Genomic DNA, 17,187 nt, shown 5'->3' on the forward strand with positions numbered 1-17,187 from the left:
CGCGCCCTCCCTGGACTTGTTTTCGTTGACTTGGCCCCCGCGCGCGGCTTTCTAGCAGCCCCATGATCGAGAAAAATTACCAGCCCGCCGATATCGAAGCCCGCATGTCCGTGGTGTGGGAGGACAGCCGTGCCTTCAAGGCCGGCCGTCCCGACCGCCGCGACGCCGCGCCCTTTACCATCGTGATCCCGCCGCCGAACGTGACGGGCTCGCTGCACATGGGCCATGCCCTCAACAACACGCTGCAGGACATCCTGTGCCGGTTCGAGCGCATGCGCGGCCGCGACGTGCTGTGGCAGCCGGGCACCGATCATGCCGGCATCGCCACCCAGATGGTGGTCGAGCGGCAGCTGATGGAGCGCCAGCAGCCCGGCCGGCGCGAGATGGGCCGCGAGAAGTTCCTGGAGCGGGTCTGGGAGTGGAAGGCCGAGAGCGGCGACACCATCATCAACCAGCTCAAGCGGCTCGGCGCCTCCTGCGACTGGTCGCGCGAGCGCTTCACCATGGACGAGGGCCTATCGAAGGCCGTGGTCAAGGTGTTCGTCGAGCTGCACCGCGAGGGGCTGATCTACAAGGACAAGCGGCTGGTGAACTGGGACACCAAGCTGCTCACCGCGATCTCCGATCTCGAAGTGCAGCAGACCGAGGTGAAGGGTCACCTCTGGTATCTACGCTATCCGATCGAGGGCAAGACATTCAGCCCCGAGGATCCCTCGACCTTCATCGTCGTCGCCACTACGCGGCCCGAGACCATGCTCGGCGACACCGGGGTTGCTGTGCATCCCGAGGACGTGCGCTATCAGAAGCTGATCGGCAAGAACGCCGTGCTCCCGCTGGTCGGCCGCAGGATCAAGATCGTGGCCGACGAGTACTCCGACCCCGAGAAGGGCTCGGGCGCGGTCAAGGTGACGCCGGCGCACGACTTCAACGATTTCGAGGTCGGCAATCGCCACGGCCTGCGCCGCATCAGCGTGCTCGACAAGGAAGGCTGCCTCGATCTCCTCGACAACGAGGATTATTTGAAGGACCTGCCGGAAGGCGCTTCGCAATTCGCCGAGGAGTTCAACAAGGTCGACCGCTTCGCCGCGCGCAAGCGCATCGTCGAGCGGCTGGAATCGCTCGGCTTCGTCGAGCGGATCGAGCCCCACACCCACATGGTGCCGCATGGCGACCGCTCGAACAGCGTGATCGAGCCGTATCTGACCGACCAGTGGTACGTCGACGCCAAGACGCTGGCGAAGCCCGCGATCGCGGCTGTGCGTTCGGGCGAGACGAGCTTTGTGCCGAAAAACTGGGAAAAGACCTATTTCGAGTGGATGGAGAACATCCAGCCCTGGTGCATCTCGCGCCAGCTCTGGTGGGGCCATCAGATCCCGGCCTGGTACGGCCCCGACGGCAAGGTGTTCGTCGCCGAGACCGAGGAGGAGGCCGTCAGCCACGCGCTCGGCTACTACGTCGAGCAGGAGGTCATCACGGCCGAGCAGGGCCGCGAAATGGCGCTCGACCGCAACAAGCGCGAAGGATTCATCACGCGCGACGAGGACGTGCTCGACACCTGGTTCTCCTCGGCGCTGTGGCCGTTCTCGACGCTCGGCTGGCCCGACGACGCGCCGGAGGTGAAGCGCTATTACCCGACCAATGCGCTGGTCACCGGCTTCGACATCATCTTCTTCTGGGTCGCCCGGATGATGATGATGGGCCTGCACTTCATGAAGGAGGTGCCGTTCTCGACGGTCTATATCCACGCCCTTGTCCGCGACGAGAAGGGCGCCAAGATGTCGAAGTCGAAGGGCAACGTCATCGACCCGCTCCACCTCATCGACGAATATGGCGCCGACGCGCTGCGCTTCACGCTGGCCGCGATGGCCGCCCAGGGACGCGACATCAAGCTCGCCACCAGCCGGGTCGAGGGCTACCGCAATTTCGCGACCAAACTCTGGAACGCCTCGCGCTTTGCGGAGATGAACCATTGCGCCGTGCCAGATGGTTTCGAGCCGGCCAAGGCCAAGGAGACGCTGAATCGCTGGATCGCGCATGAGAGCGCGCACACCACGCGCGAGGTGACCGAGGCGATCGAAGCCTACCGCTTCAACGATGCCGCAGGCAGCATCTACCGCTTCGTCTGGAACGTCTATTGCGACTGGTATGTCGAGCTCGCAAAGCCCGTGTTGCTCGGTCCGGACAGCCCGGCCAAGGACGAGACTCGCGCCATGGTCGCCTGGGCGCGCGACGAGATCCTCAAGCTGCTGCATCCTTTCATGCCCTTCATCACCGAAGAGCTGTGGGAGGTGACGGCCAAGCGCGACGGCCTGCTGGCTCTCGCCCCATGGCCGCTGAAGCCGGCCGGCCCGACGCCCGGACAACTCGCGATGCTTGCCGCGGCGGCCGGACCGACCGATGCGCTGGCCTCGCCGGCGTTCGTGATGCCGATTTTCGATCATGCCGACTTCACCGATCCCAAGGCTGAAGCCGAGATCGGCTGGGTGATCGACCTTGTCACGCAGATCCGATCGGTGCGCGCCGAGATGAACATCCCGCCGGCAACGCTGACCGCGCTGGTGCTCGCGGGCGCCTCGGCCGAGACGAAGGAACGCGCGCCGCGTTGGACCGACGTCATCAAGCGCATGGCGCGGCTGTCCGACATCTCCTTCGCCGACCGCGCGCCTGACGGCGCCGTCCAGCTGCTCGTGCGCGGCGAAGTCGCCGCGCTGCCGCTCAAGGGGGTCATCGACGTCGCCGCCGAGCGCGCGCGCCTCGACAAGGAGATCGGCAAGGCCGACGCCGACATCAAGCGCGCCGAATCGAAGCTCGCGAACGAAAAGTTCGTCGCCAACGCGGCCGAGGAGGTCGTCGAGGAAGAGCGCGAGAAGCGCGAGGCGGCGCTGGCCCGCAAGGCCAAGCTGCTGGAGGCGCTGGAGCGACTGAAGCAGGCGACGTGATCTCGTTGTCATTCCGGAGCGATGCGCAGCATCGAATCCGGAATCTCGAGATTCCGGGTCTGGTCCTTCGAACCATCTCGGGATGACGATCACTTCGGGAACGGCTTGCTCAAAAACTTCGAGCCCCTGATGCCGTAGCGCCAGGGCAGCTCGATGGCCTTGGTGATGCCGATCCGGATGCCGGTTGCGACCTCCACATCCTCCGTCCGTGCATGCAGCGCGATCGGCGGCCGGTCTAGCGGCAGGGTGTTGTGTGCAATGGTGATGCCGAGCGCCTCGGTCAGCTTGCCCGGGCCCGAGCACAGCGCGTGAACGTCATGGAGATGGCGGCGACGGCGCATCGCGGCAAGGCCATGAGTCGGCTCCAGCGCGCGGATCAGCACGGCGCTGGCCGAGCCTTCCTCCTCGCACACGAAGTTGACGCACCAGTGGATGCCGTAGGAGCGGTAGACATAGGCAAAGCCGGGCGGGCCGAACATCACCTGGTTCCGGGGTGTCGGACCGTTGTAGGAGTGCGCCGCCGGTTCGGTATGATGATAGGCCTCGACCTCGACGATGATGCCGCCGACGCCGTCGACCAGCATGGTCGCGCCGATCAGGTCGGGCGCGACCTCGCGGACGTCGCGGTCGAAAAAGGCCCGCTTCAGGACTTTGCCGAGCCGGGGTGGAGAGGTCTTCGAGACTGGAGCCATTCGAGGTGAGAATCGCCTGAGAACAGAGCAGGATGTTGCCCATATCTGCCATGTTCCCTGAAGCAGGGCGAGCCGGGTTGCGGCAGGCGGCCAGACCGACTAGGTAGGACCTGAACAGACCGGACAGCCCATGGTCGTTATTGTCGACACTATCTCGAACCCGTTGCGCCCGCGTCACCCCGAAAAGGTGAATCGTCCTGACTCCGCTTCGCCGCCGAAGCCGGACTGGATTCGCGTGCGCGCGCCCAACACCCGCGGCTATGCCGAGACCCGCAACATCGTGCGCGCCAACGGCCTGCACACGGTGTGCGAGGAGGCGGGCTGCCCGAATATCGGCGAGTGCTGGGACAAGAAGCACGCGACCTTCATGATCATGGGTGACACATGCACCCGGGCCTGCGCCTTCTGCAACGTCAAGACCGGCCTGCCCAATGCGCTGGATGCGGCCGAGCCGCAGAACGTCGCCGAGGCCGTGGCGAAGCTGGGCTTGGCTCACGTCGTCATCACCTCGGTCGACCGCGACGATCTCACTGACGGCGGCGCCGAGCATTTCGCCCAGACCATCCGCGCGATTCGCGCCGCGTGTCCCTCGACCACGATCGAGATTTTGACGCCGGACTTTCTGCGCAAGGAGGGGGCGCTCGAGATCGTGGTCGCGGCAAAGCCCGACGTGTTCAACCACAATCTGGAGACCGTGCCGTCGCGCTATCTCACGGTGCGGCCGGGCGCGCGCTATTTCCACTCGATCCGGCTGCTCCAGCGCGTCAAGGAGCTCGATCCAGCCATCTTTACCAAGTCCGGCATCATGGTCGGGCTTGGCGAAGAGCGCCACGAGGTACAGCAGGTGATGGATGATCTGCGTTCGGCTGATGTCGATTTCCTGACCATCGGGCAATATCTCCAGCCGACCCGCAAGCACCATGCCGTGATGCGCTACGTGCCGCCGGACGAATTCGCGTCGTACGAAAAGGTCGCCTACACCAAAGGCTTCCTGATGGTGTCGGCGAGCCCGCTCACCCGCTCGTCCCATCACGCCGGCGAGGACTTTGCGAAACTGAAGGCCGCGCGGGCAGCTAGCGCCCGCTGAAACCGCCATGCCCAAATTTTCGAGCAAGCGCCGTGTCAATCACAGCGCGTCCGAGATGTTTGATCTGGTCGCCGACGTCGAGCGCTACCCGGACTTCGTGCCGCTGTGCAGCGCTCTGAAGGTGCGCCAGCGCATCGCCAAGCCTGATGGCACCGAGGTCCTGGTCGCGGACATGACGGTGTCGTTCAAGCTGGTCAAGGAATCCTTCACCAGCCGCGTGACACTCGACCGCGCCAATCTGAAGATCCTGGTCGAATATCTGCAAGGTCCTTTCAGCAAGCTCGAAAACCGCTGGACGTTCGAGCCCAAAGCCCAGCAGGACGGCAAAGACGTCTGCGACGTCGGTTTCTTCCTCGCCTACGAGTTCAAGAGCCGCATGCTGGCGATGCTGATGGGCTCGATGTTCGACGCCGCCTTCGCTCGGTTTTCGACGGCGTTCGAAAAGCGCGCCGACGCGATTTACGGCCGGCCGAAGCTGGCGCCGACATAACTGTCGCAATCTCGTGTCCCAGACGCGCCGCAACGCGTAGCGTTGCTGCGCAGAGAGCCATCCTCAATCCACCGCCTTCACGACATCCGGCGGCTGCGAGGCGTAGTACGCAGCGGCCTGCTCGATCTCCTGCGGCGTCATCGCGCGCGCGATGTTGCGCATCTGCTGGCTGATGTCGTTGCGGCGCTCCCCGGAGGCGAAGGCCTGGAGCTGCGCCTTCATGTAGGCCTCGGACTGGCCCTCCAGCCACGGGCTCCCGGTCTTGTTGTCGAGGCTGCCGTGGCACGAGCCGCAGGGCGCAATGCCGCGCATCGGCGCTCCATAGATGACGATGTTCGGCTTCGGCAGTTGCGGCGTCGGATGATAGGCCGGCAGCCGCGGCAAGTACGCGTAGTAGTTCGAGAGATCGGCGATCTCCTGGTCGGTCAGGTTGACCGCGAACGGCGACATCACCGCATTGGCGCGCGCGCCCGAGCGGAAATCGTGCAGCTCCTTGTAGATCACCGCTGCGTACTGGCCGGCGAGGTTGGGCGAATCCGCACGGCTGATGCCGGTCGGGCCGTGGCAGATGGCGCAGCGCTGCGCCAGCGTGGCACCGCGGCCGATCGCCTCCTGGCTCGGACGCGCCAGGGTGTGCGACGTCAGCACGACCTCTGACAGGCGCTTTGCCTTTTCAGGCGCGGTGACGTTTGCCTTGCGCTGCGGGACACCGGCGGCACTGCAGATCGCGTCCCAGACATTGGCGAACTGCACCCACGGCTGCGCGAAAGGAAGCACGATGAAGCCGGCGATCGCCGTCACGACGAAAATAGCGGCGGTGGTGCCGACGCTTCTCGTGAAATGGCGGTTGCCGAAGGTGAAGAGGTCGCGCGCGCTCATCACTGCGCTCCCACATAGACAGCCGGCACCGAGGTGCCCTCGGTCAGCGCCAGGTTGAGGATCGGGTAGCCGTAATTGGTGAGGGTGAGGCCGATCATCAGCGCCACCCAGAGCGCATGCGTGTTGAGCGCGATCGGCACGGTCACCGGCTGGTGCACAGCCAGCGCGAAGCGATAGGCGCCGGCGTCGGCCTGCGGCGCCCGCATGCCCCGCGCGAGGATGACCAGGAACAGGATGCCTGACGTGAGCAGGACGAGGCCGCCGATGGCGGAGAAGGTGACGGACAGCGCCTGCGGCGCGATCGCGGGATCGCCGAAATCGAAATAGGCCATGCGGCGCGGCATGCCCAAAATGCCGACCCAGTGCCACGGAAAGGTGGTGACGATCATGCCGATGAACCACAGCCAGAGCTGGGTGCGGATCAGGCGGACATCGATCAGCTCGCGGCCCGTCAGATGCGGCCACAGGTCATAGGCGATCGCAAAATACATGATCACGATGGCGCCGCCGAAGATCAGGTGGAAATGCCCGGTGATCCACTGAGTGTTGTGAATGGAGGCATCGAGCTGATAGCTCATGTTGATGAGCCCGCCGGCGCCGCCGAAGCCGAGCATGACGAAGGAGAATGCCAGCGCCAGCAGCATTGGATTGTCCCAGGGAAGGGCCCTGATCCAGCCGAACAGGCCGCGGCCGCCGCGCAGGCGTGCCGCGATCTCGACCGAGGCGCAGATCGTAAACACCGTCAGCAGCGTCGGCACTGCGACCAGCGCGGTGAAGGCCGAATGGATGAATTTGAAGCCGGCGCCGACTTGCGGGTCGGCGAAGGTGTGGTGCATGCCGATCGGCATCGCCACCACCAGGAACAGGATGAAGGAGATCCGCGCCATGGTGTCCGAATAGACGCGGCCGCCGATCGCGCGCGGCACGATGGTGTAGTAAGCGATGTAAGTCGGCACCAGCCAGAAATAGACGATGGCGTGCAGCGTCCAGGAGAAGAAGACGCGGGCGAGGCCCGCATCGATCGTGTTCTTCAACCCCGCCGCGACGGGGATGATCTGGAGCAGCAGCTCGAGCGCGGCGCCGACCGCGGTCCAGGCCCAGAGATATGAGCCTGCGACGTTGGCGAACATCGCCAGCGGCACCGGCGCGCCGGGATGGGTCTTGCGCCAGACGCGCAGGTTGATCGACATCAGCGCGACCCAGATCCACGAGCCGACCACGACCAGCACGACCCCGAGATAGTAGAAGACGTTGCCGATCAGCGGCGGATAGAACGTGTAGAGCACCGAGGCGCGGCCGAGCGCGATCGGGATCACCGCCATGATGCTTCCTGCGACGATTAGCCATAAGCCGGTCCAGGCCCAGCGCACACCAACCAGGCGCTGCTCCAGCGCGGATTCGCTGATGGCATAGCCAAACCCCATCGCGACCAGGGTCGGGAAGACATAGCCCATCACCGTGCCGTGTGCGGTCAGCGAGCGGTAATAGAGCTCAGGGTTGGAGAGCCATGTCCCGATCGGGCTGCGGATGAACATCTGCCAGGCGCCGAGCGTGAGCGCGACGCCGAACACGCCGAAGGCCAGCCAGAAATGGGCGAGGATGAGCCTCCTATTGGCCAACACAGCTCAGCCTCCCGCCGCCCTTCCCACGATCAGCGAATTCGGTCTTGTCGATCACCCTGACCTTGCCCCACATGCCCTCGTGGCCGAAGGAGCAAAACTCCTGGCAGGGCATCAGATAGTCGCCAGTCCTCGTGAACCGCATCAGCTGCTCGGAGACATAACCCGGCACCAGCATGGTGTTGATATTGGTGCCCTGGACGAGGATACCGTGCACCACGTCGGCGCTGGTGGCGCGCAGCGTGATCGGCGTGTCCACGGGCACCACGATGCAGGCTGGCGTGAAGGAGTATTGCTGGCCGATCGCGCGCACGGTGACATTGCCATTGGCTTCCAGCACGCTGCCGAGATTGCTCTCGACGAATTCGCCGGACAGATGGATCCGCGAAGGATCGGTGGTCTCGACGCGCGGCTGCGGCATGGTCGCGCGATGGATGCCGGCGAACGCCGCGAGCAGCGCCATCGCCACGATGATGATCACCGCAACGGTGGCCCAGCGCCGCTCGACGCGGGCCGCGATCTCGGCGCTGGCGCTGCCGCTTCCATGGGTTTCCTCAATGCTCATTGCAGCGGCCCACGCGGCAGGAACACGAACAGGTAGAAGGCGAGCCACATCGCGACCACGCACGCGGTGGCGATTCCGGAAAGCAGAAGCGCGCCGGAGGGGCCTTGCGCCACGACCTCCTCGACGGCCTGGTCGGCGGCGGCTGGGCTGGTCGGCGGATCGGAGTTGATCATGACGGATCTCTGGCGCCTCTCAATTCAGCGGTGCGGAGCGCAGCTCGTTGGCCTCGCGTGCCGAGACCGGCGTGCCGCGGTTACCCCAGGCGGTGCGGATGTAGGAGACGACCGCGGCGACCTCGTTGTCAGAGAGCAGGCCCGCGAAGGGCGGCATGCCATACGGCATCGGATTGCCCTTGGTCCCGGGCGGATAGCCGCCGTTGAGCACCATGCGGATCGGATTGACCGCCGACTGCATCTCGATCGACTGATTGTTGGCGAGCGGCGGCCAATGCGGCGGCTTGCCTTCGCCCTGCGCACCGTGACAGCTCGCGCAGTTCTTGTCGTAGACGGTCTTGCCGAGGCTGATCAGCAGGCTGCTTTCCGTGGTCGGCAGCGCGGAGCTCGCCGGCGGCGGAGACGATCCCTCGGCAATGCCCTTCAGGTACACCGCCATGGCGCGCGTGTCCTCGTCATTGAGATATTGCAGGCTGTTGTGCACCACCTCGGCCATCGGTCCGTAGACCACGCCCCGCATCGAGACGCCGGTCTGGAGCAGGTCGGTAATGTCCTTGATGCTCCAGTCGCCGAGCCCCGCCTCGCGGTTGGAGGTGAGTGACGGCGCATACCAGTTCTGCATCGGGATCAGGCCGCCCTTGAAGGCGTCCGACTGCGAGGTGCCGCCGAGCGCGTTAATCGGCGAATGGCACATGCCGCAATGGCCGAGCCCTTCGACCAGGTAAGCGCCGCGATTCCATTCCGCCGATTTGCTCGGATCCGGCTTGAACTCGCCCTCGCTGAAGAACAGCGTGCGCCAGCCGAGGATGAGCTGGCGGTTGTCATAGGGGAAGCGCAGATCGTGCTCGCGGTTTCGTTGATTTACGGCCGGAATCGTCTTCAGATAGGCGAAAATCGCGTCGGTGTCGGCGCGTGTGACCTTGGTGTAGGACGCGAACGGCATTGCCGGATACATCAAACCGCCATCCGGAAAGCGGCCGTAATGCATCGACTTGTAAAAGTCCTGCGCGGTCCATTTGCCGATCCCGGTCTCCCGGTCCGGCGTGATGTTCGACGAATACAGAGTCCCGAACGGTGTCGGCATGGCGCGCCCGCCGGCGAACGTTCGGCCCTCCGGCGCAGTGTGGCAGGCGATACAATCGCCGGCGCGCGCCAGATATTCGCCGCGCGCGACGATGTTGCTGCCGGCAGGGCCGTCCTGCTGCGCCTCCACGATCGAACCGGTCAGGAGCAGCAGCCACACGCCAAGAATTGATGAGCACCGACGCATCCCCATCTGCTCAATCTCCCTCACTGCCGCAGGCGAACGGCAGCACGTAGGTGCCCTTTGGCACCGGAGCGAAGTTCACCGGAGCCTGACGGCTCGCGAGCCAAGCCGCGACTGCCGTGACGTCCTCCTCGGTCAGCCGGGCGGCGACCTGCTGCATGCAGTCCGGAGCCTTTGCTGTGCGGGTGCCATAGCGCCACGCCCCCAATTGCGCGCTGATATAGTTCGGTCGCAATCCGAGCAGGCCAGGAATCCCAGGCTCCATTCCGGTCAAGGCCGGCCCGTGGCAGCTGCCGCACGCCGGTATCTGACGCTGAGGATCGCCGCGCGACACCAGCAGCTGACCGCGCTGCAGCACCTCCTGGCTCGCATCGTTCGCTGCGACCGGCGGCAGAGGCGGATGCTGATCGGCAAAATACTCCGCCATTTGCTGCAAGTACGGATCGGTCAGGAACTCCAGCAGATAATTCATCGGCGGGTACTTGCGCCGGCCACTCTTGAAGGCAAGCAGTTGATTGTAGAGATAGCCAGCGGGCTTGCCCGCAAGGCGCGGGAAATAGACGTCGTTGGTGCCTTCACCCTTGTTGCCGTGACATGGCGTGCAAGCCTCCACGCGCGCCGCCATCGTGTCCGGCGGCTGGTTGGCCGTTTGCGCGGCCGCACCGTCAATCGTGGCCAAGGTGATCATCACGATGGCCGTAGCCGCGCCGCGAGCGAACACTTCCGTCGCCCTCCACAATGCTGGCCCGGTTGACCCGGATCACAAAGTACAGCGGCATTATTGCGCCGATATTCTTCAACGCAAGCTCAGACACGCGCGATGACGCTTCGTCGCGGCCTCTGCTTCGCAACCGTGATCGAAAAGAACATTTTCGTGCGTTTTGAAAACTAGACATAACGCGGCGACCTCGCGACAGTTCCTGTGCGAGTTTTGCTCCGCCTTCTCGCCCTCCTGTGTCAGAGGGCGCAGGGAAGACCAGGTGCCGGCTGGCACCTGCGGTCCACTGTGCGAAGGTTGCGCTACGAGAGGCTGCACAGCGGCATACAGGTGAAGTCGGAAACAACCCGGCCTTCCCTGCGCAGCGCAAAAACAATGATGGGCGTGGCATCGTAGAGAAGCGTGTGGAGTCCGTAAGTTATTGACCGCGCGAGATTTATCCCCAATTTATGCCATATACTTTCATTGGCATTCCCTCACACCATTGGGACAAAACCGGGGACACAAACGTGGCACGCAGGATCCGTCATTCCAGCCTTGAGACGCGAACCGCTCGATTGAAGCTCGCGGTCCAGCGCAAGCCCTACAGCGGTCCTTCGCTCGCGCGCGGCGTCGCCCTGCTGTACCGGCGCAACAAGACGAACGGCACATGGGTACTGAAGGCCAGCGACGGGCATGGTGCCTATTGGACCAAGGCCATCGCCGAGGCAGACGACCACGACGAGAGCAACGGAAAGACGATTCTGAATTTCTTCGAGGCACAGGATGTCGCGAAGAAACTGGCGCGCGGCGACAACGGCAGCGCTGACAGCGCACCGATCACCGTGGACATCGCCCTGAAGGACTACAGGCGCGATCTGATCGCCCGGAACGCGAATCCTTACAACGCCGAGCATCCGCGCCTGCACCTCACCAGCCTGCTGTTGTCAAAGCCGGTGGCATTACTGACGGCGACCGAGCTGAAGAAATGGCGTGACAGCCTGTTGGGCAAGATGGCACCCGCCACGATCAACCGGCTGTGCCGTTGCATATGCGCCGCCTTGGCGCTCGCGGCGCAGCACGATGAGCGCATCAAAAACCACGAGGCATGGGAGATCGGTCTCGCCGGTCTGCCGGATGCGCAGGAAGCGCGCAACGTCATCCTCGACGATGAGAAGGTGCGCGAGTTCGTCAGTGTTGCCTATGGACTCGATCGCCAGCTCGGGCTGTTGATTGACGCGATCGCCGTCACTGGTGCGAGGCCGTCACAGGCAGTGCGGTTGCGCGTCGAGGACTTGCATCATCATCCGGCGCGGCCTCGATTGATGATGCCGAAGTCGGCAAAGGGCGGCGGCCGCAACCGTGCACAGAAAAAGGCCGAGCGCTATTCAGTGCCGATTACTGCGCAGCTGGCAGCCAAACTGAAAGAAGCGACGACGGGGCGACGCGACGATGCACCGCTGTTCTTGCGGGCCGACGGCAGTACTTGGGGCGACAATCCGGGCCAGAACTATCATCGTCAGGTGGATAAGATCGTCACAATGATCGGACTCGATTCTGCCGAGGTGACGATCTACGCGCTGAGGCATAGTAGCATCGTGAGAATGCTGCTCGCCAACGTTCCGATCCGGCTGCTAGCGTCGTTGCACAATACCAGCGTGCAAATGATCGAACGAACTTATTCGAAATACATCACCGAGCACAGCGACGACATCTCCCGCAGGGCGCTGTTGCAGGATGAGCCCCCGGTTGGCAATAATGTGGTGGCGCTGGCGGGCTGACCGCCGAGGGCGTATGCCCCATTCAACGTTCCTGCAGCTGGGGGTGGCGACGGAACAAATGCCTTCGCGATAATTAGAGTATGCAGGGACTGGACTGCTTGGAAACGCGCCTTCGACACCGCATAGGATGACCATTGACCAAAGAAAAAAGTACCCGGCACCGGGACAGGACTGAGACCAAAATACGAGAGCACTACAAGACTGCTACAAGCGACGACCGCGTGACTAGCATTCGCGGGGGCACGCCCAAGCGGCGCCCAACACCGACCAGACGCGCTTGGCAGCTGCGGAAAGTAGAGGAAGCAGCCCGCATTGTATTTGCGCCGGACGGGCTTGTGCCTCCTCAATTGACGGATAAGGAAGCTCTGCGCCTCATTGAGCCAGTGTTCAAACAAAACAGGTGGAAGCTGCCGTCTACTGAGAGCGTACGTCGCTTGCGCAAGCAGCAAACGCCCCAACGCTGAGGCCATTTCACAAATACACAAATACACAAAAGCTCTCAAACACACATGGGTTCACATGTGCGTCGGCGCGCCTAGCGTGAAAGCCCACGGCTGTTCATTGTTCTCCACAGCACTCAGCATTCACGGAGGACAAAAGTGCGCCCTGAAATTACCGGCCGCAAGCCGACTGATCATTCTGCCGCTCACAACGCGGATGCATTCAGCGTGCAGGAATTTTGCACGCGCCACCGCATCTCTATTCAGTTGTTCTACAAGAACCGCAAGCAGATGCCTGCCACGTTCAACGTCGGCAAGCGCGTGCTGATCTCCAAGGAAGCGGCCGCTGCGTGGCGCCGCGAGCGCGAGAACGCGGCGAAGCAGACTGCGGCCTAGTCCAACAGAAAAAAGGCGGCTCGCAACAGCCGCCCACTTCATCAACAATTTACGGATTTCGAATGCGTGCTTTTAATAGCAGCGCGCGCATCTGCGCGCACGCTGGCGGCGAGTTTCCCGAGCCGGAAACCGCTGTCTCCTTCTTCGATCCGCTCGTGGCGCACAGCTACGATCTGATCGTCATCGATCCCCCGTGGCCTTTCAAGACTTGGAGCCGCGCCGGCGAAGGTAAGTCGGCCTCGCAGCATTATCGCCTCATGACGCTCGCCGAGATCATGGCGTTGCCCGTCCGCGACTTGTTGCAGGCCAATGCCGTCGTCCTGCTCTGGACCACGGGCGCCATGCTTGCTCAGGCGGTCTCGGTGTTGGAAGCGTGGGGCATCACCTACAAGACCGAACTTGCCTGGCGCAAGGTCACGCGCAACGGCAAAGTCCGCATGGGCTGCGGGTTCTGGGCGCGCACCATGCACGAGCCCATTCTGCTGGGTACGGTTGGTAAGCCGCCCAAGATCACCCTGCCGTCTTGCTTCGACGGACTCGCGCGCGAGCATAGCCGCAAGCCCGACGAGTTCTACCGCATGATCACGAGCCGCACGCCGGGCTTGCGTCGAGCCGACGTGTTCGCGCGCGAAAAGCGCGACGGCTGGGATTGGGGCGATGAGGTCGGGAAGTTCAAGTCGATCCCCACCGGCACGATCCTGATTCCTGGCGACGAGCAGATCGGGGTGCGGCCGTGAACGTACACGCCCCCCATCAGCCCGCGGGCGAGCCCGTCGGCTCGGATGAAAGCACCGATGGCAAGGTGAGCGCCCCGCAGATCACGCTTATCACCAAGCGGGATATGCCCTCACTGATGTCGAAGCGGATTAGTCTCGACGCCGATGGCAAGCTCAAGAGTGATGGCTCGGAATGCCGGATGACCAGCGGCACGGCCGCCCGCGAATTTGTGGGAACGGCCAGCGCGCTTGCGTTGATCATCGCGGGCTGCCGTTCCGATCAGGCGATCGCCTTGGGGGCGCTGAAGCCGGAGCAGCCCAACCGTGTTGCGGTGACGATCCCCAGCAAGCTCGCCAATCACGCCGGCGCCATCACTCGGTCCCGGAGCTGCATCGATTATGCGCCGGGTCTTCCTGCCTGGTGCCTGATCGATTTCGACACCAAGGGCATGCCGAACGAAATTCGCGACCGGATCGAGATCGCTGGCGGCATGTGGAACGCGCTGCTGACGGTCGCCCCGGAACTCGCGAAGGCGGCGCGTGTCAGCCGCGCGAGCACCACCGCCGGCCTTTTTCGGAGCGACACCAAGGAGCCCATCGCCGGTTCGAACGGCATGCATCACTATGTGCTCGTTCAAGATGGTGGCGACGTTGAGCGGTTCCTGAAGGACCTGCACGAGCGCTGCTGGTTGCACGGCTTTGGGTGGCACCTGATTGGCGGTGCGGGTCAACTGCTCGATCGCTCGATCGTCGATCGCATGGTGGGCTACGGCGAGCGCCTTTGCTTCGAGGGCGCTCCCGTCCTTGTCGCGCCTCTGGCTCAGGATCAGGCCAAGCGCGCGCCCGAGGCCAACGAAGGCGAAGCCATCGATGCCGTCGCCGCCGTACCCCGGCTGACCCAATATGAGCGTCAGCGCGTCCATGACGCAAAGGCTGCCAGTGCGAAGGCACTGGGCAAAACTGCGATCGAGATTTGTAACAAGCATGATGAGGAGCTTGCTAAGAAAATATCGGCCAAGTCCGGTACGCCCATCGCGACAGCCCGTCGCCTTGTCAAGGCACGGCATCGTGGCGTGCTCTACTCCGATGTCGAATTGCAATTCGATCATCTCAATGAACTCGTGGCGGTCGGGGCTGTCATGGCCGACCCGGACCGCTATGTCGGCGAGACCCTGGCCGATCCCTTGGAGGGTGAGGATTACGGCCGCTGCAAGGCCATGGTGATGCGCGGGAGTGAAGGCGATCTGTTTATCCATTCGTTCGCCCATGGCCGCAGCATCTATCGGCTGCGCCACGATCTGAAATCCGCGAAGGCCGCGCTTGAGCAAGTCGTGGGTGGCGGCGTCGATGATGCGATGGGGATCTTGGCGCAATCTGAACTTGAGGAGGATGAGGAGGATCAGTTCGCCAAGTCCATTGCCGCAAAGACTGAGGCGAGCATTCGAGCCGTGCGGGCTCGGATCAAGAAAATGCATGCGGAACGCCAAGCGAAGGCGCGCCAAGCGGAAATGGAGGCGAAAGCCGATGGCCGCATGATCCGCCCGCGGCCGGAACCCTATGGCGAACTCACGCCGGTAGTGACGTTCCTGGACGAATTGCTGGCGAATGACGAAAGCCAGGTGCCTATGCGGAATGCATCCGGGGCTCTTGTGCGCGTGGAGGAGAAGGAACCTTGGGCGCTGCATGTGCTCAGCGCCAATAGTGCTAACGCAGCCGAGGATCAAGCCGACGCCATGAAAGCGCCGGCCGAGCCCGTGCTCGTCGCGCTGACGGCGACTGGCGTCGAGCTGCTGATCGAACGCTATGTGGGCTGGATCGCGGAGAAGAAGGACGGATCAACTTATCTTTCATCGCTGCCGTCGGCCTTCATCGCTGGGCTGATGGAGTACCCCAACAGTGCGGTGCCGGTCGTCCGTGCGGTCAATACGTCGCCCCTCATTACTGCGTCGGGCGACGTGATCGACGGTGCTGGTCTCGACCGCGCTACCGGACTCTTTCATCGGATCGACCCTGTGCTGCGCAAGTGCGTGCCTCGAAGCGAGCCGACCGGTGAGGAAATCAAGTGTGCCATTCGATTCCTTTTGGATGACTGGCTCGTCGATGTCGCACTCGACGCTGTTGGGAAGTGTGTGGCGATTCTGCTGGCGCTGACCTTGCTCCAGCGCGCCCTCGTGCCTGAGCGCCCGGCATTCTTTGTTACCGCCGGCCAGCGGGGCGGAGGCAAGACGACCCTGGTCAGCATGATCATCGCTGCGGTCCTCGGACGACGGCCTGCGGCGGCGGCCTGGTCCGATAACGCCGAGGAGCGCAAGAAAGCTCTGTTCTCTTATCTTCGCCAAGGTCTTGCGGCTCTGATCTGGGACAATATCCCACGCGGAGCAAACATCAGCTGCGCGCATATCGAAGCGGCGCTGACGGCGCCGGAAATCTCCGATCGCGTGCTCGGGGTTTCCACGACCGAGACGGTGCCTGCAACAACGGTTCAGATTTTCACGGGCAACTCGATCGCACCACGCGGCGACATGGCGAGCCGTTCGTTTGTCCTATCGCTGAATGTTGACCGGCCCGACCCTGAGAACCGGAGCTTCACGCATGCCGACCCGCTGGAATGGACGCAGACGAACCGAGCGAAAATTCTGAGCGCACTGTACACGATCCTGTTCGGCGGGATTCTGCAACGTCCGCCGGGTCAGGTCGCGAAGACCCGCTTTAAGGGTTGGTGGGGGCTGATCGGCTGGCCGGTGGAATATGCCGCCGGGCTGCTCGACATCGAGCTCGACTGCACGGAGCTGCTGCATGTTGGCGAGGCCGAGGAGGAAGAAGCGAGCGCAACGGCGCGGGCGCTGATCGCTCTCCGTCGGCAATGGCCTGGCAAATGGTTCACGACGCGAGAAGTCGTACGCTTGCTTCCGGATCGGGAGTCGCTGTTGGATGACGATCGGGCGACCCGTGCTGAGGCGCTGTTCGATGCGCTATCTGACCTGATCGGAAAGCCGCTCGAAAATCCAACGGCCCGCAGCATCGGCAAGCTGTTCCAGAAATATCTCACCAACCGCCCCGCCTTCATGGAGGGCGAGAACTGCTCGGCAGTTCTGCGGAAGGTCGCGCACGACAAGAACAAGGACGGGAACAAGTATGAGGTCATCGTCTTGGGGCCGGAAGGTTCGCCGGAGACGCCGTGACCGGGAAAGACGGGAAAGACGGGAAAGTTTACAGCCTCATTTTCGAGATCACAGTAAATCTCACAAGATGAACTTGCCAATCCGGACACATTACATCCGCACATCCGCCCGGCGAGCGGAAAAACTTTCCCGGTTTTCCCGTCTTTCCCGGTCATCGCCTATACGTGTCACGAGGCGAAGCAAGAACACATCTGCCTATCGAGGATCGGCGTCGAAACGAATCCCGACCTCCTCAATCGGGTCCTTCCCGCACCGAGGCCGGAG

General features: G+C 63.4%; 14 protein-coding genes. 7 read left to right on the forward strand and 7 right to left on the reverse strand.

What is annotated here, in order from left to right; genetic code table 11:
• The first annotated feature begins 62 nt into the window (after positions 1-62).
• A complete protein-coding gene (locus tag AC5V87_RS20840; RefSeq protein WP_495367638.1) occupies positions 63-2,939 on the forward strand; it encodes a valine--tRNA ligase in 2,877 nt (958 codons plus the stop codon).
• Between the two features lie 89 nt (positions 2,940-3,028).
• Here AC5V87_RS20840 and AC5V87_RS20845 read toward each other — a convergent pair whose 3' ends face one another.
• Complete coding sequence (locus AC5V87_RS20845) at positions 3,029-3,631, reverse strand: DNA-3-methyladenine glycosylase (protein ID WP_495367639.1); 603 nt, start codon at positions 3,629-3,631, stop codon at positions 3,029-3,031.
• A gap of 130 nt (positions 3,632-3,761) precedes the next feature.
• On the opposite strand from AC5V87_RS20845, the gene lipA reads away from it, so the two are divergent.
• Together lipA and AC5V87_RS20855 are read left to right on the forward strand one after the other, a co-directional pair.
• On the forward strand, positions 3,762-4,718 hold the full coding sequence (gene lipA / locus AC5V87_RS20850) for a lipoyl synthase (protein WP_495367640.1): 957 nt from the start codon (positions 3,762-3,764) through the stop codon (positions 4,716-4,718).
• Positions 4,719-4,725: 7 nt separating this feature from the next.
• Positions 4,726-5,208 carry a type II toxin-antitoxin system RatA family toxin gene (locus tag AC5V87_RS20855; protein WP_456838478.1) on the forward strand — a complete coding sequence of 161 codons (483 nt, stop codon included), beginning with the start codon at positions 4,726-4,728 and terminating at the stop codon, positions 5,206-5,208.
• A 63-nt stretch (positions 5,209-5,271) separates the two neighbouring features.
• On the opposite strand, the gene AC5V87_RS20860 is transcribed toward AC5V87_RS20855, so the two are convergent.
• The 6 genes from AC5V87_RS20860 to AC5V87_RS20885 are packed head-to-tail and all read right to left on the reverse strand — an operon-like array spanning position 5,272 to position 10,432.
• Positions 5,272-6,087 carry a c-type cytochrome gene (locus AC5V87_RS20860; RefSeq protein ID WP_495367641.1) on the reverse strand — a complete coding sequence of 272 codons (816 nt, stop codon included), beginning with the start codon at positions 6,085-6,087 and terminating at the stop codon, positions 5,272-5,274.
• A complete protein-coding gene (locus AC5V87_RS20865; RefSeq protein ID WP_495367642.1) occupies positions 6,087-7,709 on the reverse strand; it encodes a b(o/a)3-type cytochrome-c oxidase subunit 1 in 1,623 nt (540 codons plus the stop codon). Before AC5V87_RS20865 ends, AC5V87_RS20860 begins: the two co-directional genes overlap by 1 nt.
• Entirely contained in the window at positions 7,696-8,271 is a 576-nt protein-coding gene (locus AC5V87_RS20870; protein WP_495367643.1) for a cytochrome C oxidase subunit II, read from the reverse strand. The genes AC5V87_RS20865 and AC5V87_RS20870 overlap by 14 nt, the downstream gene beginning before the upstream one ends.
• A complete protein-coding gene (locus AC5V87_RS20875; RefSeq protein ID WP_456838474.1) occupies positions 8,268-8,444 on the reverse strand; it encodes a hypothetical protein in 177 nt (58 codons plus the stop codon). The genes AC5V87_RS20870 and AC5V87_RS20875 overlap by 4 nt, the downstream gene beginning before the upstream one ends.
• A 19-nt stretch (positions 8,445-8,463) precedes the next feature.
• The gene (locus AC5V87_RS20880; protein WP_456838473.1) at positions 8,464-9,720 is read right to left on the reverse strand and encodes a cytochrome c; all 1,257 of its coding nucleotides are present in this window, start codon (positions 9,718-9,720) and stop codon (positions 8,464-8,466) included.
• A 4-nt stretch (positions 9,721-9,724) separates the two neighbouring features.
• On the reverse strand, positions 9,725-10,432 hold the full coding sequence (locus AC5V87_RS20885) for a c-type cytochrome (RefSeq protein ID WP_456838472.1): 708 nt from the start codon (positions 10,430-10,432) through the stop codon (positions 9,725-9,727).
• Between the two features lie 554 nt (positions 10,433-10,986).
• Here AC5V87_RS20885 and AC5V87_RS20890 point away from each other — a divergent pair.
• The 4 genes from AC5V87_RS20890 to AC5V87_RS20905 all read left to right on the forward strand — a co-directional run bounded on the left by AC5V87_RS20890 (position 10,987) and on the right by AC5V87_RS20905 (position 16,923).
• Positions 10,987-12,189 (forward strand): site-specific integrase, encoded by a 1,203-nt coding sequence (locus tag AC5V87_RS20890; protein WP_495367644.1) that lies wholly within the window; start codon positions 10,987-10,989, stop codon positions 12,187-12,189.
• A 599-nt stretch (positions 12,190-12,788) separates the two neighbouring features.
• Positions 12,789-13,025, forward strand: coding sequence for a hypothetical protein (locus AC5V87_RS20895; protein WP_495367645.1), 237 nt, complete (start codon positions 12,789-12,791; stop codon positions 13,023-13,025).
• A complete protein-coding gene (locus AC5V87_RS20900; protein ID WP_495367646.1) occupies positions 12,980-13,762 on the forward strand; it encodes an MT-A70 family methyltransferase in 783 nt (260 codons plus the stop codon). Before AC5V87_RS20895 ends, AC5V87_RS20900 begins: the two co-directional genes overlap by 46 nt.
• A complete protein-coding gene (locus tag AC5V87_RS20905; RefSeq protein WP_495367647.1) occupies positions 13,759-16,923 on the forward strand; it encodes a hypothetical protein in 3,165 nt (1,054 codons plus the stop codon). The genes AC5V87_RS20900 and AC5V87_RS20905 overlap by 4 nt, the downstream gene beginning before the upstream one ends.
• Positions 16,924-17,187 lie beyond the last annotated feature (264 nt).

It is taken from the genome of Bradyrhizobium sp. SOJA106 (assembly GCF_059448745.1).

Excerpts from the sequence above, each read along its gene's own strand:
- AC5V87_RS20875 (WP_456838474.1), bottom strand. The coding sequence starts at position 8,444 with ATGATCAACTCCGATCCGCCGACCAGCCCAGCCGCCGCCGACCAGGCC.
- AC5V87_RS20880 (WP_456838473.1), bottom strand. The coding sequence starts at position 9,720 with ATGGGGATGCGTCGGTGCTCATCAATTCTTGGCGTGTGGCTGCTGCTC.
- AC5V87_RS20840 (WP_495367638.1), top strand. The coding sequence starts at position 63 with ATGATCGAGAAAAATTACCAGCCCGCCGATATCGAAGCCCGCATGTCC.
- AC5V87_RS20870 (WP_495367643.1), bottom strand. The coding sequence starts at position 8,271 with ATGAGCATTGAGGAAACCCATGGAAGCGGCAGCGCCAGCGCCGAGATC.
- AC5V87_RS20855 (WP_456838478.1), top strand. The coding sequence starts at position 4,726 with ATGCCCAAATTTTCGAGCAAGCGCCGTGTCAATCACAGCGCGTCCGAG.
- AC5V87_RS20845 (WP_495367639.1), bottom strand. The coding sequence starts at position 3,631 with ATGGCTCCAGTCTCGAAGACCTCTCCACCCCGGCTCGGCAAAGTCCTG.
- AC5V87_RS20860 (WP_495367641.1), bottom strand. The coding sequence starts at position 6,087 with ATGAGCGCGCGCGACCTCTTCACCTTCGGCAACCGCCATTTCACGAGA.
- lipA (WP_495367640.1), top strand. The coding sequence starts at position 3,762 with ATGGTCGTTATTGTCGACACTATCTCGAACCCGTTGCGCCCGCGTCAC.